This window comes from uncultured Sulfitobacter sp. (assembly GCF_947500075.1).
GTDB lineage: Bacteria > Pseudomonadota > Alphaproteobacteria > Rhodobacterales > Rhodobacteraceae > Sulfitobacter.
In genome coordinates, this window is sequence record NZ_CANMQS010000001.1 from 607,043 (window position 1) to 628,666 (window position 21,624).

A 21,624-nucleotide genomic window follows, 5' to 3' on the forward strand; every position below is an offset into this window, starting at 1 on the left:
TTTGATCATACTGAACACGCGAGCAAGAGGCCGCAATGCGCACACTTTTGGACATTGACGGCCTGACCATAGGTTTTGGTGCGGGCGAACCGGTCGTACGTGATGTGAGCTTCACCGTCGGGGCGGGTGAAACCGTCGCGCTGGTTGGGGAGAGCGGATCGGGAAAGACGCTGACCTGCCGGAGCGTGTTGCGTATCCTGCCAGAAGCGGCGCAGTTGCGCGAAGGTACGATTTCATACGCCGGGAAAGACGGAACCGTTGATCTGCTGTCCCTGTCGGAACGCAAGATGCGCAGCATCCGGGGCGATCGCATCTCGATGATCTTTCAGGAACCGATGCGGTCCCTGTCCCCGCTGCACCGGCTTGGTCATCAGGTCGCAGAAGTGCTTCGCCTGCACCGCAGCATTGGGCCCACGGAAGCCAAACGGCGTGTGTTGGAGAAATTTGAAAAGGTCGGCTTTGTTGATCCGGCGCGGGCCTACGCCAGCTATCCGTTTGAGATGTCCGGCGGCATGCGGCAACGCGCGATGATCGCAATGGCCATGATCGCCCAGCCCGAAGTGATGATCGCGGATGAACCGACAACGGCCCTCGATGTGACCACCCAGGCCCAGGTATTGGGGTTGATGCGGGACCTTCAGGCCGAGACCGGCATGGCCATGATCCTTGTCACCCACGATCTGGGTGTTGTTGCCAACATGGCGCAAAAAGTTGTCGTGATGAACAAGGGCCGCGTGATGGAGCGCGGCACCGCCGAACAGGTCCTTGGCAGCCCCGCGCATGGCTATACCGAAAAGCTGTTTGCGGCAGCGCCAAAGATACCGAATGTCGCAGAACCACCACGGATCAGCACCAACACAGGCGATGATGTGATCCTTGATCTGCGTGACATCACCAAAAGCTTTACCATGCGCGCAGGCGGCTGGCGCAAACCCACCGTGATCACCGCCTGCCGCGATGTGAACCTCAAGGTATTGCGCGGCAAGACACTGGCCGTCGTGGGCGAAAGCGGTTCAGGCAAGACCACCTGCGCCCGTGTGGCACTGGGCGCGGAAAAACCTGATCCGGGGGGCGAAGTGCTGTTCCATCCCAGCACCGATGCAACACCTCTGCCCGTTCATGCCATGACAAATGCCCAGCGCCTTCAATTCCAGCGTCAGGCACAGATGGTGTTTCAGGACCCCTATTCATCGCTCAGCCCGCGCATGCGGGTGATGGAAGCCCTGTGCGAGCCGATGCAGATCCATCAGATCGGCAACCCGGCAGAACGGCGCGAGAAAGCAGCAGCAATGCTTGAATGGGTCGGCCTGAATCCCAACATGCTACAGCGCTACCCACACGCCTTCTCAGGTGGTCAACGGCAACGTCTGTCGATTGCGCGGGCATTGACGCTCGACCCGCGCCTGCTGATCTGTGACGAGCCGACCTCTGCTCTGGACGTGTCTGTTCAGGATCAGATTCTGACCCTGCTTGAAGAAATCCGGGACCGGGCCGACCTGAGTTATCTGTTCATCAGCCATGACCTGGCCGTTGTTGCCCGGATCGCGGATGAGGTTGCGGTCATGCGCGCCGGTGTCATTGTCGAACAGGCCCCGCCCGCGCAGCTTTTCCATAATCCGCGCCACCCCTACACCAAGGCGTTGATCGCGGCACAGCCAAAACCTGATATCTCTCGTCCGATTGATCTGGCCCTTGTTGCCAGGGGGGCAGGCAGCCCAACAACCTGGCCTGAGATGTTTCGCTTTGACGGACCAGACGCCCCCGCATTGCGCACGTTGGAACCTGGTCATATGGTGCGGTGTCATGCGTAATTTCCTGTTTGTCCTTTTCCTGCTTCTGCCTGTCCCCGCTGTTGCTGACCAGCCGGTGCAGGAAAGCTCATTCTGGGCCATGGAAGTGGGTCAGGGGGACATGCCACCCGCAGCCGAACGTCTGCCCGACACGCCCCTTGTCGTCGATCTTGAGGCCAAGGGCCGTGCATTTGGCAAACAGGGCGGCACCCTGCGCACCCTTGTGTCGAGGACCAAGGATGTCCGACAGATGGTCGTCTATGGCTATGCGCGATTGGTTGGATACACGCCGGAGTATGAACTCTATCCGGACATTCTGCGCGATATTGAGGTTGAAGAAGACCGCCGCTACACCCTGCATCTGCGTCCCGGTCACCGCTGGTCTGACGGCGCGCCTTTCACGTCAGAGGATTTCCGCTACTGGTGGGAAAATGTGGTCAACAATGAACAGATCACCCCAACAGGCCCGCCGGAATTCATGTACATTGACGGTGTTCTGGGCACGGTCACCTTTCCCGATGCCCATACGGTGGTGTTTGAATGGCCCACCGCGAACTCCAATTTCCTGCCGTTGCTGGCACAAGCCAGCCCTCCTTTCATCTACCGGCCCGCCCACTACCTCAGACAGTTCCACGGCGCGTTCGCCGATCCGGCAGACCTGAAAAAGGAAACCCGAAAGGCACGGGTAAAAAGCTGGGCAGCGCTGCACAACAAGCGCGACAACATGTACAAATACGACAATCCCGCGCTGCCCACATTGCAACCATGGATCAACGCAAGCGGGCGTTCCTCCCGCCAGATATTTGTCCGCAACCCCTATTATCACCGCGTTGACGCCCGCGGCATCCAACTGCCCTACATCGATGTGGTGGAGATGAACATTGTCGGCGGCGGGTTGATTGCCGCGAAAGCCAATGCAGGCGAAGTGGATCTGCAAGCGCGCGGGCTGGACTTCCCCGACATCTCGATCCTCAAGAAGGGCGAGGCAGACGGCGGCAACTACCGCACACTGCTTTGGGCCAATGGCGCGGCAAGCCAGATCGCAGTCTATCCCAACCTCAACTTCAATGATCCTGTCTGGCGGGAGATCATGCGGGACGTGCGGTTTCGCCGTGCGCTCAGCCTTGGCATTGACCGCCGCATGATCAACCGCGCGCTCTACTTCGGTCTGGCGAGCGAGGGAGGCATGTCAGCGGTGTCCTACAGCCCGCTGCACGAAGCCGAAGACATGCTGGCATGGTCCGAAATGGACATCGCCCGCGGCAATGCCCTGCTGGATGAGATGGGCCTGACAGAGCGCACGCCTGCTGGATTGCGCATGCTGCCAGACGGGCGTCCGATGGAATTCGTGGTTGAAACCGCAGGTGAACGACAGGAGGTCGAAAACGCGCTGGCCATTGTGACTGATACCTGGCGGGAGCTTGGCATCAAACTGATCCTGCGCCCGCTTGACCGGGATATCCTGCGCAATCGCGTCTATGCCGGTGTGAGCATGGCTGCGATCTGGTTCGGGTGGGACAACGGATTGCCCAATACAGGCACATCACCAAAGTACCTTGCCCCCACCAATCAGGAGTTCTTTGCCTGGCCCAAATGGGGGCAATACTACCAAACCAAAGGAGAAGCCGGCGAAGCGCCCGATCTGCCAAGTGCGCAGCGCCTGATGGAGCTTCTCTACGTCTGGAACCATACCACCGACACGGACAAGCGCCGCGCGGTCTGGGATGAGATGCTGGGAATCCATGCCGATCAGCAGTTCGGCATTGGCATCCTCTCTGAGGCTCCCCAGCCCGTCGTGATCAACAAGTCGCTGCGCAATGTGCCCGAGAAAGCCATCTGGGCCTTCGATCCCGGCGCCCATTTCGGCATCCACCGGATTGATGAATTTTTCTACGACGACCCGCACGAGCAGGTGACTGAATGATGTTTCTGCGCTATGCGGTCTACCGCTTTTTCACGATGCTGCTGACGCTGTTCGTGGTCTCGATCATGGTCTTTGCGATCATCAACCTGCCGCCGGGGGATTACCTCAGCAACCAGATCGCCGAACTGCGCGCCACGGGGCAAGCCGAAGGTGTCGCCAAAGCGGAGTTCCTGCGCACCGAATACGCGCTGGACCGGCCGATCTGGGAACAATACCTGATCTGGGCCGGATTTTCTTCCGGGCCAAACGGATTTTCCGGCCTGCTTCAGGGTGACTTTGGCTGGTCGTTCGAGTTTGACCGCCCGGTCAGCGAGATTGTCGGCGACGCTTTGTGGCTGACGGTTCTGGTCAACCTCGCTGCCGTTCTGTTCGTCTACATGATCGCGCTGCCACTGGGCGTCCTGGCGGCGGCCAAATCGGAAACCTGGGTCGATTACACGGCCGGTTTCATCGGCTACCTCGGCCTTGCCACACCGAACTTCCTGCTGGCCCTGATCCTGTTCTATTACGGCCACAAGTATTTTGACCTGCCCATCGGCGGCCTGATGAACCCGATCTACGAGGGGGAGCCGATGTCATGGCCCAAGGTCAAGTCCATCCTGCTGCACCTGATCATTCCCACCTTCGTGATCGGCACCGCAGGGGCCGCCGCCATGATGCAGCGCCTGCGGGCCAACATGCTCGATGAGCTGAGCAAACCCTATGTGGAGACCGCCAAAGCCAAGGGCATGGCCCCTGCCCGCCTGCTGGCCAAATACCCGCTCCGCATGGCATTCAATCCCTTCGTCGCAGACATCGGCAACCTGCTGCCCGCAATGGTGTCAGGATCCGTCCTCGTTTCCGTTGTCCTGGGTCTGCAAACCATCGGCCCCTTCCTGCTGGCCGCGCTGAAATCGCAGGACCAGTTCCTTGCTGCCTTCATCCTGATGTTTGTCGCGCTGCTGACCCTCATCGGCACGATGATCTCCGACCTCTTGCTGGTGCTGCTTGATCCGCGCATCCGCTACGGAGCCCGCGGCGGATGACACAGCAAACTGACGACCGTTACGTCGATCCCGAACCCTGGTCCGAAGCCACCGACATCAGCGCGCCTGAGCGCAGCGACATGGACGCGCCTGCCTGGCTGCTGACCTGGCGCAAGTTCCGGAGGCACAAGCTGGCGCTGATCTCGGGCATATTCCTGCTGACCTGCTACCTGATCCTGCCCATCGCAGGCTTCATCGCGCCCTACACCCCGAACGAGCGCAGCGCCGATTACCTCTATGCCCCACCGCAATCGGTGAACCTGTGGCACGACGGCAGCTTTGTTGGCCCCTATGTCTACCCCATCACAGCCACCGCAGATCTGGAGAATTTCCGCTGGACCTATACCACCGATGAAACAACCCCGATGCGGTTGCAGTTCTTCTGTGAGGGCGATGACTACAACCTCTTTGGCCTGATCCCCTCCGACACGCACCTGTTCTGCGCACCGGAGGGCGCAACCGTCTTCCTGTGGGGATCTGACCGTCTGGGCCGCGATGTGTTTAGCCGCATCCTCTACGGCGCTCAACTGTCACTGACCGTGGGCTTGATCGGCATCACGGTCTCTTTCCTTCTGGGCATCACCTTCGGCGCGCTGGCCGGATACTTCGGGGGCAAGACCGACTGGATCATCAACCGTGCCATCGAAATTCTGCGCTCCCTGCCTGAGCTGCCGCTGTGGCTGGCGCTCTCCGCAGCTGTGCCGTCCAATTGGGGCCCGGTGGCGGTGTTCTTCATCATCTCGATCATCCTTGGCATCCTCGATTGGCCCGGACTGGCCCGTGCCGTGCGATCCAAATTCCTGTCGCTGCGCGAAGAGGAATTCGTGAAAGCGGCCGAAATGATGGGCGCAAAACCTTCGCGCGTGATCAGGCGACATCTGCTGCCAAACTTCATGTCCCACCTGATTGCCAGCGCGACCCTGTCGATCCCCGCAATGATCCTGGGGGAAACCGCACTCAGCTTCCTCGGCCTTGGCCTGCGCGCCCCTGCGGTGTCATGGGGCGTGATGCTGAATGACGCCCAGAACCTTGCCAGTATCGAAATCTACTGGTGGACCGCCATCCCGATGCTGCCGATCATCGTCGTCGTGCTCGCGTTCAACTTCCTCGGTGACGGCCTGCGCGCGTCCCTCGATCCCTACAAATCCTGACCCCACCGCTGCCCCCCTCTTTTCTCCCAAAATATCCCGGAGAGCGCGAGAGGCAGAGCCTCTCGCATGGGTCGGATGCCCTCAATGGGCATTCGATCCATAAAGTCAGCCGTACCAGTCACCGTATAGCACCTCGATCTCAGCCGTCCCCAACCGCTTGGCAAAGGCCTCCGGATCCTGCGTGCCCCCGTCCCGCCCCCGGTAGTGATACGGATAAACAAACCTTGGCGCGAATTCTGACACGGCAGAAGCCGCCGCATTGGCGTCCATCGTGAACGGCAGGTTCATGCAAACGAATGCCAGATCAATGTCGCTCAACTCCCGCATCTCGGGGATGTCTTCGGTGTCACCGGAGATGTAAACGCGAAAGCCCTCGAAGTTCAGGACATACCCATTGTCGCGTCCCGGCGGGTGGAACGTCAGGCGCTCTTCCGTCAGGTTGTAGGCCGGGATTGCCTCGATGTTCATATTGGCGAAATCGGCCACGTCGCCATTGGCGATCTCGCGCGCCTGCGCTTTCAACCCGTCCGGCAACAGCGCGAAAACCGCCGGGTTGGTGATGATCTGCGTTCCCTCCTGAACAAGCCCCGCAAGGGTTCCCGCATCAAAATGATCTCCATGCTGATGGGTGATCATGATCAAATCCGCGGCCGGATAGGCGCTATAGCGTCCAGCGCCCCCAACCGGATCAACATAGATTGTCCCCTTGGGCGTCTCCATCACGAAAGAGGCATGAGCAACGGGATGCACTGTGATCGGCCCGGCGGGCGTCTCAAACACGTCTCCGGCAGTTGCCTCCGTGCGTGCCTCGAAAGGCAGAATGGTGATGGTTGCGGTTGCGGCAGCACTGGCAAGGAAGGTACGGCGGGTGACGGTCATGGCGATCTCCTGCGGTTAAGACTTCTTGCCAGAAAAGATAACCATGCAGCCTGCGCTTTCAACTTACCGGTCGTCCCCTCCATCCTTGTCTTCGCCTTCCAGCAAAGGGTCCTCCTCGATCACCGCTTGCGCCGCAGCCGTAACCGCTTTTGTCTCTGCGTCTGTAAGGTCTTCGACCTTTCCATCCGCAAGCCGCACAGTCACCTCGCGATGGGCAAACTTGATCCCTTCTTGCTCAAACAGCGCACGGATCTCGGCGTAAACCCGCTTGCGGATCACCCATTGATCGCCCGGTTTGGTCATGAATTTGACCCGGATGATCATCGCACTGTCCTGCATCTCGATCACCCCCTGCGACTTCAGCGGCTGGATGAAATCATCACCAATCTCGGGATCGCTGAGCAAGTCCTGCCCCAGCTTCTTGATCAGCTTGCGCACCTTTTCAACATCCGTGTCATAGGTCACGCGCAGGGGCAGTTTCATCATCACCCAGTCGCGGGAAAAGTTGGTCATCACCTGCAATTCCCCGAAAGGAATGGTGTGCAGATACCCAAGATGGTGGCGCAGTTGGAACGACCGGACAGAGATTTTCTCCACCGTTCCCTTGACCCCACCCACATCCAGATATTCCCCCTTGCGGAAGGCGTCATCAAACAGAAAGAACGCCCCCGCGAAGATATCCCGCACCAGAGCCTGAGAGCCGAAACCAATCGCCACACCCACGATGCCAGCCCCGGCAAACAGCGGGCCGACGTTGATCCCCAACTCCATCAGAACCACCAGCAGAACCGAGACGACAACAACGATCAGCACAAAGTTCCGGAACAGCGGCAGCAGCGTGGCCAGCCGGGAGGCAGAGGTCCCGCCGCCTTCGTCGCCCAGTTCCACCTCCGGCTGATCGCCGACTTCCTCGGCAATCTTGGTGTCAATCCAGATGCGGAATGCGTGATAGACGACATAGCCGATGAACAGGATCACCATGACGTCGAGCATCCTGTCCGCATAGCTTTCCACCATGCGCGCACCATCGTTGTCCCAGATGTAGAAAAACGCATAGATCCCGGCCACAAACGCAAGAATGCCCGCCACCCGGCGCGCCAGCGCTTCAAAGGTGTTCATCTCCGCATGGGGCACCCAGCCGCTGGCCTTGCGCTCTTCACTGACCGCCGCCTCTGTTTCCTCCAGCGCGGCTTCCAGACGCTCCGCATTCTCCAGATTGTCCGCGCTCGCCTCTTCTTCCGCCAGACGCTCCGCCGCCGCCAGGGCAAGGGCTTGTTGCTGTTGTTCCTGCCGGATGCTGTTGAGCCGCCGCAGCGCGCGGGCACGGGCAAAGCTGCGTTCGATGAGATAGTTGATCACCCCGTAGACCACGATGATGGAGATGATGATCCCATAGGCGCCCGCGATCAGCGGGATGGCGGAGGGGTTCTCAAGCACCAGATCATAGGTCAAAGATGCCCAGGCAAAGAGCACATAAAGCACCACCGCAGGGGCCCAGACCGTTGCCAGCATCCGGACGATCAGGCTGCATTCAGACTGCGGTTTGCCGCCTCTGATGGCGTTGCTGATGGCACGGCCATTGACCACGACCAGCACGATGTTGAGCAAGACAATCACACCGGACAGAACCGAGGCGATGAAGGCATATGCGTCGTAGTTCAGGCCGAGTTCCGCGATCCAGGCCCCCAGCAGGATGGCGCAGATCTCAAACGTGGCAAGGCCCCACAGCCAGCGATGCAGGCGTTTGGCGTCCCGGTCGCTCAGCTGAGGAATGCGATACTGGGACAGGAAAGGCGACAGGATCATGCGCCAGAGGCCTGCCACAAACCGGCAGGAGAAATACCCGATGTTGATCAGCGTAACCGTGAATTGCATGGCTGTATCGTCAAGCGGCCCGAAGATGATCGCGCCCAGCAGATAGGCGACAGCCATCGACACCAGAATACCGACCACCCCCAGCACAAAGCGGAAAATCAGGAACGGCATCTTCTCCACATAGCCCTGTGGAGCGCTGCGGATACGCGCCTGCACAAACCGTTTGGCCATCCGTTTGGCGTAGATCTGCCGCTCCACCACATAGCCTGCTGCAAACATCAGCAGACTAAGGACCAGCGCCCGGCCAAAAGCCCACAGCGTGCCGTCCGGGCTGGCCGCGCGGAGGATATAGAGCACCTCGTTGATGGCCACGGGCAGCTCAAGCACCCGGTCCACAAGTGCACTTCGGAACCGCACGGCGCGTTCCTGCATGACCATCAGCGCGGAATGCTCCTCCGCTCCGCTCACGTCAGTCGCGGGCTGCTGCTCAGCTCGGGCGGTTTGCGTCAGGACATTGCCGTCGCGGTCAATGACCACCACGCGCAGATCATTTTCGTCCGCACGGCGCAGGATTTCCTCAATGTCGCCCGCAGTGTCAGTGCTTTGTATTTCCGCATCTGACCGCAGGTCGACAAGGCTTTGCGCCGTGCCAACATTGGCACTGAGCAAGACAAAGAAACTCATCAAAAAGCTTAGTAAAATCAGGATGCGCATATGGCCTAACCGGACCCAATTGGTTCGGGGGTACGCTATGCCAGCACTCAGACCAATGCAATCACACCACATCAAAGTCTGGTGCGCAGGGACATGAAGCGATCCGCAAGCCTTGTTGTTGCGCGCGCCGCCACATACATCGCGGGTGAATTGCTCTGGTGCTGAATGTCTCTCCAAACCACACTCCCCCCTTTGAAACGCCTGTGGCCAATGCGCATCGGGCTTCACCCCAACCATGCACAGAAAGTGCCCAAACCTATGGCAAACCGCACTTGGTGCTTTATGACAGTGCCGGGATCTTGGGAAACAAGGGCCGCACGCTGCGGCTCTGAGACCGGGGTGGGAAGATGAATATGGGCTACCGCGAACCTCGCATCAGCCGTGCGCGGCGCGCCGCACACCGGGTTATGTTTTACAGCCACGACACGTTCGGACTGGGCCATCTGCGCAGATCCCGCGCCTTGGCAACCGCATTGACTGCCGGTGACAACGAAGCTTCCGCCCTGATCCTGACCGGCTCTCCGATCGCGGGGCGTTTCACGTTTCCCGAACGTGTGGACCACATCCGGCTGCCCGGTGTCACCAAGCTGCCCGATGGTAGCTACGCCAGCCAGACACTGGCGTTGAGCATCGACGACACCACCGCCCTGCGCGCAGGCCTGATCCAGAGCGCGGTGGAGCGGTTCGATCCAGACCTGCTGATCGTTGACAAGGAACCCACAGGTTTTCGCGGGGAGCTTTTGCCCACGCTGGAATATCTGCGCATGCGGGGACGCACCCAAACCGTTCTTGGCCTGCGTGATGTGCTGGATGAACCGGAGGTTTTGGCAGAGGAATGGGACCGCAAAGGCGCGGTAGCAGCCACGCAAAAACTCTATGATGAAATCTGGGTCTACGGGGTGCGCGATGTCTATGACCCGACCGAAGGGCTGAAGCTGGACGCGGCCACCCGCAAGCGGATGCACTGGACCGGGTATCTGCGCCGCAGTGTCACCGACCCCACCGATGCGCCGGAGGGGCCGTATATCCTGATCACCCCCGGTGGCGGCGGCGATGGGGCCGCGATGGTGTCCCTTGTCCTGGATGCCTATGAAAAGGATCCGACGCTGAAACCGAATGCGGTTCTGATCTATGGACCCTTCCTTTCGGGTGATGTGCGTGAGGCCTTTGACGCCCGTGTCGCCAAACTGAATGGCCGCGTCACAGCCCTTGGCTTTGACAGCCGGATCGAGGCGATTTTTGCAGGTGCCGAAGGCGTCGTCTGCATGGGGGGATACAACACGTTCTGCGAGGTTTTGTCTTTCGACAAGCCCGCCGTGATCGTCCCGCGCACTTCCCCCCGGCTTGAACAATGGATCCGCGCCAGCCGGGCAGAGCAGCTTGGCCTCGTGCGGATGCTGGATGAAGCCCGCGACGGGATGACGCCGGACGCGATGATCCGCGCCATCCGCGGCCTGCCCGACCAACCCAAACCCTCCCAGGCGGGCGCAGATGGTCTGCTGGACGGGCTGGACGTTGTCGTCGACCGCGCGCGCGCCCTGATGCACTGGGACGTGGACCCATGACTGCACCGCTCGCCGTGGTCGTCAAAGGCTGGCCACGCCTGTCAGAGACCTTCATTGCCCAGGAACTTGTCGCCCTCGAAGAAGCGGGCCTCGCGTTTGAGCTGTGGTCTTTGCGTCACCCGACCGACACCAAGACCCACCCGCTGCACGACCGGTTGCAGGCCCCGGTCAGATACCTGCCAGAATACCTGCGCGATGAGCCGCGCCGCGTCGCGCGCGCCATTGGTGCGGCCGCTGATCTGCCGGGATTTGATGCCGCCGCCGACGCCTATGCCAGAGATGTGGCGCGGGATGATACGCCAAACCGCAGGCGGCGATGGGGGCAGGCCTGCGTCATGGCCCATGAGATGCCAGAGGATGTGCGCGGGCTCTATGCCCATTTCCTGCACACCCCCGCCTCCGTGGCGCGGTATGCGGCAATCCTGCGGGGTGTGCCCTGGTCGTTCTCCGCGCATGCGAAAGACATCTGGACCTCGCCTGAATGGGAGTTGCGCGAAAAACTGTCGAACGCCCACCACGGAGCCGCCTTTGGCGCCACCTGCACCGGTTTTGGCGCGCAGCATTTGCAGTCGCTTGCCGATGTGCCGGGACGGGTGGACCTTGTCTACCACGGCCTTGATCTCAGCCGCTTCCCCGCGCCGCCGACGCGCGCCTTGCGTCTGCCAAACAGCCCCCTGCACATGATGTCCGTCGGGCGTCTGGTGGAAAAGAAAGGCTTCGACAACCTGATCGACGCGCTTGCCCTGTTGCCCAAATCGCTCAACTGGCATTGGACCCACATTGGTGGCGGCGCTCTGGATGAACAGATGCGCGCCCGCGCCGCTGAACGGGGCGTTGCAGCACAGATCACCTGGCGCGGCGCCTGCGACCAGCCCGAAGTGATCGCCGCGATGCAAAAGGCAGATCTCTTCGTGCTCCCCTCCCGGATTGCAGAAGATGGCGACCGCGACGGCCTTCCCAATGTGCTGATGGAAGCCGCCAGCCAGATGTTGCCAATCCTGTCCACGCCCGTCTCCGCCATCCCGGAGTTCATTGAGAACGGCGTGCATGGCATTCTGACAGAAGATGCTCCAGCTGCACTTGCCGATGCAATGCAACAGATCGCCCATGATCCCACCTTAGGGCCGCAGCTTGCCGAGAAGGCCTTTCAGCGCCTGACCACAGACTTTCTGATGCACCCCGGCATTGACCACCTCAAACGCCGCCTTGACGCAATGCTGAAGCAGCCGGGCTGATGCAACTGGCGTTCTATGCACCTTTGAAATCGCCGTACCACCAAAACCCTTCTGGTGACCGGGCCATGGCCCGCAGCATTCTCAAGGCCCTCGAAACACTGGAGGCGGAGGTGACCCTCGCCAGCAGTTTGCGCAGCCGCGACGGCGCGGGCGCGCCGGCACGTCAGACCGCTCTTATCGCCAGCGCAGAACAAGAAATGCCGCATCTGATCCAGCAAGGCAAAACCGAAGGCTGGCAGGCATGGATTACCTACCACAACTACTACAAAGCGCCTGATCTGCTTGGCCCCGCTGTCACCAAAGCGCTTGGTATTCCCTATGTGCAGATTGAATCCACCCGCGCCCGCAAACGCCTCACCGGTCCATGGGCGCGCTTTGCACAGGCTGCGGAGGATGCCGCAGATGCCGCAGATGCGATCCTCTATTTCACCCACCACGATGCCGAAGCGCTCATCCGTGATGCACCAAAGGGCCAGCATGTGCTGCCACTGGCCCCCTTTCTTCCACAGGCTGACCTGCCGCCTCTGGGCCCACGGGAAGGCCCAATGTTGGCCGTGGGCATGATGCGGCCGGGCGATAAAGTTGCCTCCTACCAACTGGTTGCCCAGACATTGCACCTGCTGCCTGTGGGCACATGGCAGCTGGATATCGCAGGCGATGGCGCGGCGCGCGACGCGGTTGCGGCGCTGATGGCCCCCTTTGGGGGCGCCGTCCGGTTTCTTGGAACCAAGGCACCGGAAGAGATGTCGACCCTCTATCAAAACGCAAGCCTGCTGTTCTGGCCCGGTGTGAATGAAGCTTTCGGGCTGTCATATCTCGAAGCGCAGGCACATGGGCTGCCCGCCGTTGCACAGGACCGTTCGGGAGTGCGCGATGTCCTCGCCCCCAGCGGCACCTATCCAGATATCGACAGCGGCCCGCAGGGCCTTGCTGACATGATCCTGCCGCTGTTGCAGGACGCGGATCAGCGGCGCCGGTCCGGCGATGCCGCCCGCGCATATGTCGCCCGAACGCATCTGCTGCCCGCCGCCGCAGCCCGGCTGCGCGCCGCACTTGCTACCGTTGGCGTTGCCCCATGACCCGCCTCGCCCTCCTCCGCCACGGCCACACCGAATGGAACCGCGCGGGCCGCATTCAGGGCCGCACCGACATCCCACTTGATGCAGCGGCCGAGGCAGAGCTTGCCGCTCAAAAACTGCCCACGCCATGGGATCGTGCAACCCTGTGGTCCAGCCCGCTGGCCCGCGCCCGTGATACCGCGTTACTGGTCGCAGGTGCAGCGCCACAGACCCATGCAGCCCTGACCGAAATGGACTGGGGCGCATGGGAAGGCCTGCACGGCAAGGACCTGCGGTCAGACCCAACAAGCGGCTACCGCGACATCGAAGACTGGGGATGGCACTACACCCCGCCGGGTGGCGAAAACCCTGAGACCATACGCCAGCGTCTGCTCCGTTGGGTGGCAGGTTTGAGCGGGGATAACGTCGCTGTCTGCCACATCGGCATCATGCGTGTTTTGCTGGCCCATGCGACGGGCTGGGACTTCAACGGCCCTGCCCCTTTTCGCATCAAGCGCAACCGCCTGTTCGTCATTGATATGACCACATCAGACTGGACAACCTTGCCCAACCCCATCCGGCTGGAGCCGCGCATATGAAAGTCATGATCGTCGTGACACACCTGCTGGGAACCGGGCATCTCGCCCGTGCGCTGACCCTTGCACGCGCCTTTGGTGCGAAAGGCAACAAGGCTGTTGTGGTGTCAGGTGGCATGGCCGCGCCTCATCTGAGCATGGCTGATGTGCAGGTTGAACAGCTTCCCCCAGTTCGCTCTGACGGTGTCGATTTCAGCGTTTTGCTGGACGAAAAAAGGCAGCAAGTCAGTGCCTTATACATGCGTGACCGACAGAGGTTCCTGCTTTCAATACTGGAGCGTATGGCCCCTGATGTTTTGATCACGGAGCTCTTTCCCTTTGGTCGGCGGATCCTGAAGGATGAATTCAGCGCCCTGCTGGACGCAGCAAATGCACAGACAAGTCGGCCCCTGATCGCATGCTCGATCCGTGATATCCTTGCCCCGCCGTCGAAACCTGCAAAGGCCGCGCTGGCCGATGCTTTTGTCGCAAATTCCTATGACGCCGTTCTGGTACACGCCGACCCGAATCTGACCCCGCTCAACATCAGCTGGCCGGTCAGTCCTGCCTTGCAAAGCAAGCTACACTACACTGGTTTTGTCGCCCCGCCGCCTGCCCAACCCCACCCGGATGCGGTTGGACATGGAGAGATCATCGTGAGCGCAGGCGGGGGCGATGTCGGCGGGCATATCTTCGCCGCAGCGCTGGATGCAGCACGGCTGGGAGATCGCCGTTGGCGGTTGCTGCTGGGCGGGGCGGGCGCAGAGGCCCGTGCGGTGGCCATGCAGGCGCAGGCCCCGCGCAACGTGATCATCGAACCCGCCCGACCTGACTTTCGGCAGATGCTGTATCACGCAGAAGCCTCGATCAGCATGTGCGGCTACAACACCGCGCTGGACGTGCTGCAAAGTGGGGTCAACGCCGTGTTTGTGCCGTTCGATGCGGGCAGCGAGGTCGAACAGGGGTTGCGGGCGCAGGCACTGGCGGCGCAGCCGGGGATTGCGGTGCTGCGCGCTTCGGAGCTGACGGGGCCACAGCTTCTCCGGACACTCGACGATTTGGACGGGGAACCCCGGCGCGCGCCTTTGCAGGCCAATATGGATGGTGCTGCGCAAAGCGTTAAGATTGTTGATGAATTATGGAGGGGCCAGCATGCGGATTGACTGGTCTGACCTGCGGGCAGAGCTGGGGATCTGGCGGGCGGAAGGGCGGGGCCTGCCGATCTGGTGGCGTGATGATGATGCGGTGGCGGCAACAGCAGAATTGACGCAACTGGTTGATTTGGCGACGGAACTTGATGTCTCCCTGCATCTGGCCGTGATCCCTTCCCTGGCGGAGGACAGTCTTGCCGATGCCATTGGCGCGCGGCCTTTGGTGGTGCCGATGGTGCATGGCTGGGCGCACCTGAACCACGCGCCGGAGGGGGAGAAGAAGGCAGAGTTCGGCCATCCCAGGCCAGAAGCGGCGGCGGAGATGGGGCTGGGGCTGACGCGGCTGAAAACCCTCTTTCCTGCTGATAGTATTGACTTATTCGTGCCACCTTGGAACCGGATGGACGCCCGGTTGATCGCCGCCCTGCCCAGCGCGGGATACGCGGGTGTGTCGACCTTCACGCCGCGCAAAACGGCCTATCCGATGCCCGGACTGGTGCAGATAAACACACATCTGGACCCGATTTTCTGGCGTGGCGGCGGCGGGCTGGTGCCGCCGGAGCAGTTGATTCCGGCGCTGGTCGAGACCTTGCAAGACCGGCGCGCAGGCGTCACGGATGCGACGGAACCGCTGGGCCTGCTGACCCATCATCTGGTCCATGATGCCGCGATCTGGGACTTCACCCGAGGCGTTCTGGAAGAGCTTCTGGCGGGTGGCGCAAGGGCGGTCTCGCTGCGGGACCTTGGCTGATTTAACCGGATCTTAAGAGTCACAACCTGTACACAACCTGTACACCGGGCGGTGCACAGGGGGTTAAAATGCAGGCAACCCGGCGCAAAACCACCACAGGCAGCCGGACGAGCGCTAAGAACCGCGATATATTGTTGCGCGAACCAGCTATTGTGTGTAGTGCAAGGGTACAGGTGCATAAAGACGCGGCACAGCATCAACTGACGTTGAGGGGCCCGGAGGAGAAATCTTCCGGGTCTTTTTCATGGACACAGGCCATGCAGACGCGCGGATCAGGTCGGAGGTATGTGTTGGGAAATCGGGCCCCAGAACAGGAAAAAGACGTCAGGTGCTCAGACGCGGTCTTTGCATCGGGCCGAGGCCCATCCTGACGTCTTCCCTGTACTCCGTACCGGACCCGAGGATCCTGCCGGTGGCGCAGCGTGGTCAGCCCGAGGGCCGCCACATGTCACACGTCCGAAGACCCGCAACTGCTCCTGATCTTGCGATCCTGAGCGTTCGGAGATCCGTTTCCGTCCCCCCACGGCCTGCGTTACCGCCTTCCGCCACAACGCCCTGTTTCCAGTCCGCCGCTTGATCCGACACGCCCCGAAGGCCCTGCCTGACCCACAACATTCCTGATGACACCGCCTTTTCGCCCCGAGGCTTTCACCCCCACACGATCTGACCTGCATCCGTTCGCCCGTTACACGGATGGCTTTGGTCTATGACCTTGTCCACCTGTGCCCGTCTGCGCCCGGGTCTGCTGCGTTCCCGCTTTGGTTCCGAAGAACCGCTGCGATGGATCAAGGGTGCGAGGGGAAGGGGTGAGTCGGCAAGGGTTTTGTTAAGGTTTTGGGAAATTTCTTGTGGATAAGTCGTTGTATTTATTGGGGATTTTGCTGTGGGTAAGTTGAGATTTGTGTTTGAGTTGAGGGAGTTCCCCAAGCGTAGGTGGGTGAAACCTACCCTCAAACATTTGTTAACCAGAATGCGGCAAGTTAGCCCAATGAGCCGATATCGCCGCATGTATGTCCCCGGTGGCACATATTTCTTTACCGTCAACCTCGCACAGCGGGGCGGGGATCTGCTGCTGAGAGAGATTGACCTCCTTCGTTCGACCTATGCTTCCGTCGTGAAGGAGCATCCAATCCAATGTGACGCAATGGTGGTTTTGCCAGATCATCTCCATGCCGTCTGGACATTGCCTCCGGGCGATGCGGACTTCTCTGTGCGGTGGAAAAAAATCAAATCAACCTTTTCAAAGCATTGCACACATAGGCCACGTGTCAGCGCGAGCAAAGCCCGCAAGGGGGAGCGCGGGATTTGGCAACGGCGGTTTTGGGAGCATTGCATCCGGAATGAAGAAGATTTCGCCGTGCATGTAGAGTATTGCCATTTCAACCCGGTGAAGCATGGGTTGGTCGAACAGCCCATGGATTGGCCCTATTCAACGATGCATCGGGAAATGGTGGGGGCGTAGGGTGGGTGAAACCCACGCGTGGTGGCGTCAAAAAACCGTCGCGTGCATGGGCGTCACCCCACGCGTGGTGGCGTCAAAAAAGCGATGTGCGCATGGGTTTCACCCCCACGCGTGGGTTTCACCCACCCTACCCATCCATCTTCAACGCCGAGATAAACGCCTCCTGCGGAATATCCACCTTCCCGAATTGGCGCATCTTCTTCTTACCCGCCTTCTGTTTGTCCAGCAGCTTCCGCTTCCGCGTCGCATCCCCGCCATAGCACTTCGCCGTCACGTCCTTGCGCATCGCCGACAACGTCTCGCGCGCAATCACCTTGCCGCCGATCGCCGCCTGAATGGGGATCTTGAACATGTGCCGGGGGATCAGATCCTTGAGCTTTTCGACCATCGCACGGCCACGGGCCTCGGCCCGGTCGCGGTGGACCATGGTGCTGAGCGCATCCACCGGCTCATCGTTCACAAGGATCGACATCTTCACCAGATTGTCCTGACGGTAGCCGATCATCGCATAGTCGAAGGACGCATAGCCCTTGGTCACCGATTTCAACCGGTCATAGAAATCAAACACCACTTCGTTCAGCGGCAGATCATAGACCACCATCGCGCGGGAGCCTGCGTAGGTGAGGTCTTCCTGTATCCCGCGCCGGTCCTGGCAGAGTTTCAGCACATCGCCGAGGTAGTCGTCGGGCACCAGAATCGTGGCTTTGATCCGCGGCTCCTGCAGGTGGTCGACCAGCGTCATGTCGGGCATGTCGGCGGGGTTGTGCAGCTCCTGCATGGTGCCGTCTTTGTGGTGGATGTGATAGATCACCGAAGGCGCGGTGGTGATCAGTTCGATGTTGTATTCCCGCTCAATCCGGTCGCGGATCACTTCGAGATGCAGCAGACCAAGGAACCCGCAGCGGAAGCCGAAGCCGAGGGCGGCGGAGGTCTCCATCTCAAACGAGAAGCTGGCGTCATTGAGGGCAAGTTTCTCAATCGCGTCGCGGAGGTCTTCGAATTCGGCTGAATCCACCGGGAAGAGGCCGCAGAACACCACAGGCTGCGAGGGTTTGAAGCCCGGCAGCGCGTCTTCGGTGCCTTTCTTCTCATGCGTGATCGTGTCGCCCACGCGGGTGTCGCGGACCTGTTTGATGGAGGCGGTGAGGAAGCCGATCTCACCCGGTCCAAGTTCATCAATCACGGTCATTTCCGGGCGGAAGACGCCGATGCGGTCCACGTGGTGGGTGGAGTTGTTCGACAGCATCCGGATGCGGTCGCCCTTTTTCAGCACACCGTCCATGATGCGCACAAGGACGATCACGCCGAGGTAGCTGTCGTACCATGAATCCACCAGCATGGCTTTCAGCGGCGCGTCGCGCTCGCCTTTGGGGGCGGGCAGGTTCTGGACAATGGATTCCAGCGTTTCCATGATGCCCTGTCCGGTTTTGGCAGAGACCTGAATGGCGCCCGAGGCGTCGATGCCGATCACATCCTCGATCTGTTCGGCCACGCGGTCACAGTCAGAGGCAGGCAGGTCGATCTTGTTCAGGACGGGCACGATTTCGTGGTCCGCGTCGATGGCGTGATAGACATTGGCAAGCGTCTGCGCTTCCACCCCTTGTGTGCTGTCGACCACCAGCAGCGAGCCTTCGACCGCGCGCATGGAGCGGGAGACCTCATAGGCGAAGTCCACATGGCCCGGCGTGTCGATCAGGTTGAGGACGTATTCCTCCCCGTTCTGGGCGGTGTAGTTGATCCGCACGGTCTGCGCCTTGATGGTGATCCCGCGCTCACGTTCGATGTCCATGCTGTCGAGCATCTGCTCTTTCATATCGCGATCCGCCACGGTGTTGGTGGACTGGATCAGGCGGTCAGCGAGCGTGGATTTCCCATGGTCGATGTGCGCGACGATGGAGAAATTGCGGATGTGGGATAGTGGTGTCATGTAGGGGGATATGATGCGGAAACCCGGTTTGGTCAATGGGATATGGCGTTGCGTGCCGGAAGACAAAAGTACGTTGTTTGCGGCACACCCTTGCGGGCCAGTATACTCAACCGTGAATTGCCCCGCCCGCTCGTTTCAGGCATACTCCGCCCCAACAAGTGACCCCAACGGTCCGAAGCGATGAGGCTGAGCCATGATCCGTATCACGATTGCCATTGCGGCGCTTGCAGGTCTTGCGGCTTGCGGCGGTGCGCCGAGGGAGAGCAGCCCGCGTGGGGGATATGCGCCGTCTCCGTTCCTGTTTGCCAAGGGGCCTATTCAACAGGCCTGTCAGGCAGGCGGGCGCAAGGCGGCGTCGCGGGCGCGGTGTGGCTGTGTGCAGGCGGTGGCGAACCGGGAGTTGTCTGCGGGCGATCAGCGGCGCGGGGCGTCCTTGTGGGGTGATCCGGCGCGGTTGCAGGAGATCCGGCAGTCGGATGCGGCCGGGAATGAGCGGTTCTGGCAAGCCTGGAAGGGTTTTGCGGGAGAAGCCGCACGGTTGTGTCAGGATACCTGAGGCGGGGATGATTTTCGCGGGGATCGATTTCTTTGAAAGAAATCGGTCGGAAATTTTGAAAATTTCCGCGCGCTTTCAGAGATCGCGCATCCAAAATTGCAAGTGGTTGGTCGTCTCGGTCGTCTGGCCGTGTTCTTTCCAGCTGAATGCGGCAACGACGCCGGGTCGCGGTGCGTATCCGCGCGCCTGCCAGAAGCCGTCAAGCGGGCGGTAGTCAGCGGGCCGTGCGGGATGGTCCGGCGCCCGCATCACCGCGCAGAAGCACACCTTTTTGAACCCATGAGCGCGGGCGTGCGCCTCTCTGAGATCAAAGAACCTGTGGCCGATGCCCCTGCCCCGGTACGCAGGTTGCAGGACGCTTTCCGCACAATAGAAGACCTCTGCCAGATCAAGATCCGTACCGGCGAAGGCCGCGGCGAAATCCTCGGCATGGTCTGCCAGCGGCGCGCCTGTGCTGGCCCCGACCACCGCATCACCGTCAAACGCCCCCACCAGAATGGCACGGGGGCTGGCCGCAAAGGCGTGCAGGTAGCGTTCCTCATAGGCCAGATCCCCGTCATAGAGATAGGGAAAGGCGCGGAAGACCTCGATGCGCAGACGCGCCACTTCTGGCAATGCCGCTGCAAAGGCATCCCCGGTGAGGGCGGCGACCCTCATGACACCTGTGCTGTCCAGTCGCCGAGGTTGTAGTAGGTCGTCACCCGGCTGATCTTGTCGCCGCTGAGCTCAAAGAAGGACCCGGCCGGCAGGACATAGGTTTGGCCGCGCGCCTCTGGCAGGCCGGGGTCCGTTTGCAAGTAGGTGCCGTTGACGGTGTATTCCGCAGCGGCGCGGGTGCCGTCCGGATTGGCGAAGATCACCATATCCGTGAGGGTTTCGCGGTAGCTTGCCGTCATATGTGCGCAGAAGTCGGCAAAGGCATCTTTGCCCCGGCGCACGTTGCCTTCGTTGACGTGATGGGCGACGTCATCTGCCAGGCAGGCGATCATGGCGTCGGTGTCGCCCGCGTTGAAAGCCTCAAAATAGCGTTGGATCGTCGCGTTCATAGGGCATCCTTTTGTGTGGGAGGGCCGAAACGGGCCAGAAGGCGTTCCGCGATCTGGTCGCGGGCGGCGCGAAATTGCACCAGCTTGGCTTCGCGCGTCTCCCCCAGACCGGTGGGATCGAGGATGGGCCAGTATTCCACTTCCAGATGGAAAAACCGCGTCAGTTCCAGCGCACGGCGCTGGCTGGCCGGAGACAGCGCGATCACCAGATCGAAGGAACTGAGGTCATCGCCCCATTGCTCCATCTCGTCAAAGCTGCGCGAGCGGTGGCGCGACAGTTCCACGTTCATTTCCTGACAGACGGCAATGGAAAAGCCGTCAATTTCAAGATCGTTCTTCACGCCCACGGACTGGACGTAGGTTTCGGTGCCGTAGAACTTCTTCATCAATCCTTCGGCCATGGGCGAACGCACGGCATTGTGGTCACAACAAAAGAGGACCGATTGAGGAAGCGCCTGGGTCATTCAGCCGCCGAAGTGCAGAACGCAGATCAGGGTGAAGAGACGGCGGGCGGTGTCCTCATCAATCTCCGCCTTGCCTTCCAGCCGTTCCTGCAACACCCGGCTGCCTTCATTGTGGATCCCGCGCCGGGCCATGTCGATGGTTTCGATCTGGGAGGGTGGCAGTTTCTTGACCGCGTCAAAGTAGCTTTCGCAGATCTGGAAGTAGTCCTTGACGACCTGGCGGAAGGGACCAAGCGACAGGTGGAATTCGGCAGCCTTTTCGGCCTTTTCCGTTTCCACATCAAAGACCAGCCGTTTGTCCCGGATGCTGAGGCCCAGATGATAGGGGCCTTGCGGGACCGGGCGGTCCTCCCGCGCGGGGATGATGAAGGTGTTGTCTTCAAGAAGGTCGAAGACCGCGACCTTGCGCTCCTGCTCAATCTCCGGCGTGGGCGGAGGCAGGTTTGCGTCGTCGAGGGCGATATGGCTGATACGGGACATGGAAGATCAACTTTTACTAAAAAACCGATGGCGCAGGGATACGTCAGCCCCATTTC

19 protein-coding genes are annotated in these 21,624 nt (G+C 60.7%); 12 read left to right on the plus strand and 7 right to left on the minus strand.

Annotated features, from left to right (window positions below):
* The first annotated feature begins 35 nt into the window (after positions 1–35).
* Genes Q1A91_RS02980 through Q1A91_RS02995 form a run of 4 tightly spaced genes read left to right on the plus strand, consistent with a single transcriptional unit; the run spans position 36 to position 5,890 of the window.
* Positions 36–1,811, plus strand: a complete 1,776-nt coding sequence (locus Q1A91_RS02980; protein ID WP_299872602.1) for an ABC transporter ATP-binding protein — start codon at positions 36–38, stop codon at positions 1,809–1,811.
* Positions 1,804–3,714 (plus strand): ABC transporter substrate-binding protein, encoded by a 1,911-nt coding sequence (locus Q1A91_RS02985; RefSeq protein WP_299872605.1) that lies wholly within the window; start codon positions 1,804–1,806, stop codon positions 3,712–3,714. Before Q1A91_RS02980 ends, Q1A91_RS02985 begins: the two co-directional genes overlap by 8 nt.
* Complete coding sequence (locus tag Q1A91_RS02990; RefSeq protein WP_299872608.1) at positions 3,711–4,739, plus strand: ABC transporter permease; 1,029 nt, start codon at positions 3,711–3,713, stop codon at positions 4,737–4,739. The genes Q1A91_RS02985 and Q1A91_RS02990 overlap by 4 nt, the downstream gene beginning before the upstream one ends.
* Positions 4,736–5,890: an ABC transporter permease gene (locus Q1A91_RS02995; protein ID WP_299872611.1), complete on the plus strand. Its 1,155-nt coding sequence runs from the start codon at positions 4,736–4,738 to the stop codon at positions 5,888–5,890. Before Q1A91_RS02990 ends, Q1A91_RS02995 begins: the two co-directional genes overlap by 4 nt.
* Positions 5,891–5,995: 105 nt before the next feature.
* Here Q1A91_RS02995 and Q1A91_RS03000 read toward each other — a convergent pair whose 3' ends face one another.
* Together Q1A91_RS03000 and Q1A91_RS03005 are read right to left on the minus strand one after the other, a co-directional pair.
* Entirely contained in the window at positions 5,996–6,769 is a 774-nt protein-coding gene (locus Q1A91_RS03000) for an MBL fold metallo-hydrolase (RefSeq protein WP_299872614.1), read from the minus strand.
* 63 nt (positions 6,770–6,832) lie between these two features.
* Entirely contained in the window at positions 6,833–9,298 is a 2,466-nt protein-coding gene (locus tag Q1A91_RS03005) for a mechanosensitive ion channel family protein (protein WP_299872617.1), read from the minus strand.
* 353 nt (positions 9,299–9,651) lie between these two features.
* Here Q1A91_RS03005 and Q1A91_RS03010 point away from each other — a divergent pair, with 353 nt between their 5' ends.
* From Q1A91_RS03010 to Q1A91_RS03040, 7 genes are all read left to right on the plus strand, one after another.
* On the plus strand, positions 9,652–10,863 hold the full coding sequence (locus tag Q1A91_RS03010; RefSeq protein WP_299873686.1) for a glycosyltransferase: 1,212 nt from the start codon (positions 9,652–9,654) through the stop codon (positions 10,861–10,863).
* Positions 10,860–12,098: a glycosyltransferase family 4 protein gene (locus tag Q1A91_RS03015; protein ID WP_299872620.1), complete on the plus strand. Its 1,239-nt coding sequence runs from the start codon at positions 10,860–10,862 to the stop codon at positions 12,096–12,098. Before Q1A91_RS03010 ends, Q1A91_RS03015 begins: the two co-directional genes overlap by 4 nt.
* A 65-nt stretch (positions 12,099–12,163) precedes the next feature.
* Positions 12,164–13,177, plus strand: coding sequence for a glycosyltransferase family 4 protein (locus Q1A91_RS03020; protein ID WP_299872623.1), 1,014 nt, complete (start codon positions 12,164–12,166; stop codon positions 13,175–13,177).
* Complete coding sequence (locus Q1A91_RS03025) at positions 13,174–13,755, plus strand: histidine phosphatase family protein (protein ID WP_299872626.1); 582 nt, start codon at positions 13,174–13,176, stop codon at positions 13,753–13,755. Before Q1A91_RS03020 ends, Q1A91_RS03025 begins: the two co-directional genes overlap by 4 nt.
* On the plus strand, positions 13,752–14,894 hold the full coding sequence (locus Q1A91_RS03030) for a glycosyltransferase (protein ID WP_299872629.1): 1,143 nt from the start codon (positions 13,752–13,754) through the stop codon (positions 14,892–14,894). Before Q1A91_RS03025 ends, Q1A91_RS03030 begins: the two co-directional genes overlap by 4 nt.
* Positions 14,884–15,633 carry a polysaccharide deacetylase family protein gene (locus Q1A91_RS03035; protein ID WP_299872632.1) on the plus strand — a complete coding sequence of 250 codons (750 nt, stop codon included), beginning with the start codon at positions 14,884–14,886 and terminating at the stop codon, positions 15,631–15,633. The genes Q1A91_RS03030 and Q1A91_RS03035 overlap by 11 nt, the downstream gene beginning before the upstream one ends.
* A 1,006-nt stretch (positions 15,634–16,639) precedes the next feature.
* On the plus strand, positions 16,640–17,095 hold the full coding sequence (locus Q1A91_RS03040; RefSeq protein WP_299872635.1) for a transposase: 456 nt from the start codon (positions 16,640–16,642) through the stop codon (positions 17,093–17,095).
* A 127-nt stretch (positions 17,096–17,222) separates the two neighbouring features.
* On the opposite strand, the gene lepA is transcribed toward Q1A91_RS03040, so the two are convergent.
* Positions 17,223–19,022, minus strand: a complete 1,800-nt coding sequence (gene lepA, locus Q1A91_RS03045; protein ID WP_299872638.1) for a translation elongation factor 4 — start codon at positions 19,020–19,022, stop codon at positions 17,223–17,225.
* A gap of 193 nt (positions 19,023–19,215) precedes the next feature.
* Between lepA and Q1A91_RS03050 the strand changes: the two genes are divergently transcribed.
* Entirely contained in the window at positions 19,216–19,578 is a 363-nt protein-coding gene (locus Q1A91_RS03050; protein ID WP_299872641.1) for a hypothetical protein, read from the plus strand.
* A gap of 75 nt (positions 19,579–19,653) precedes the next feature.
* On the opposite strand, the gene Q1A91_RS03055 is transcribed toward Q1A91_RS03050, so the two are convergent.
* Genes Q1A91_RS03055 through Q1A91_RS03070 form a run of 4 tightly spaced genes read right to left on the minus strand, consistent with a single transcriptional unit; the run spans position 19,654 to position 21,568 of the window.
* Complete coding sequence (locus tag Q1A91_RS03055) at positions 19,654–20,235, minus strand: GNAT family N-acetyltransferase (RefSeq protein ID WP_299872644.1); 582 nt, start codon at positions 20,233–20,235, stop codon at positions 19,654–19,656.
* Positions 20,232–20,624, minus strand: a complete 393-nt coding sequence (locus Q1A91_RS03060; RefSeq protein ID WP_299872647.1) for a ketosteroid isomerase-related protein — start codon at positions 20,622–20,624, stop codon at positions 20,232–20,234. Before Q1A91_RS03060 ends, Q1A91_RS03055 begins: the two co-directional genes overlap by 4 nt.
* On the minus strand, positions 20,621–21,088 hold the full coding sequence (locus Q1A91_RS03065; protein WP_299872650.1) for a low molecular weight phosphatase family protein: 468 nt from the start codon (positions 21,086–21,088) through the stop codon (positions 20,621–20,623). Before Q1A91_RS03065 ends, Q1A91_RS03060 begins: the two co-directional genes overlap by 4 nt.
* Positions 21,089–21,568 carry a UPF0262 family protein gene (locus Q1A91_RS03070; RefSeq protein ID WP_299872652.1) on the minus strand — a complete coding sequence of 160 codons (480 nt, stop codon included), beginning with the start codon at positions 21,566–21,568 and terminating at the stop codon, positions 21,089–21,091.
* Positions 21,569–21,624: the final 56 nt, after the last annotated feature.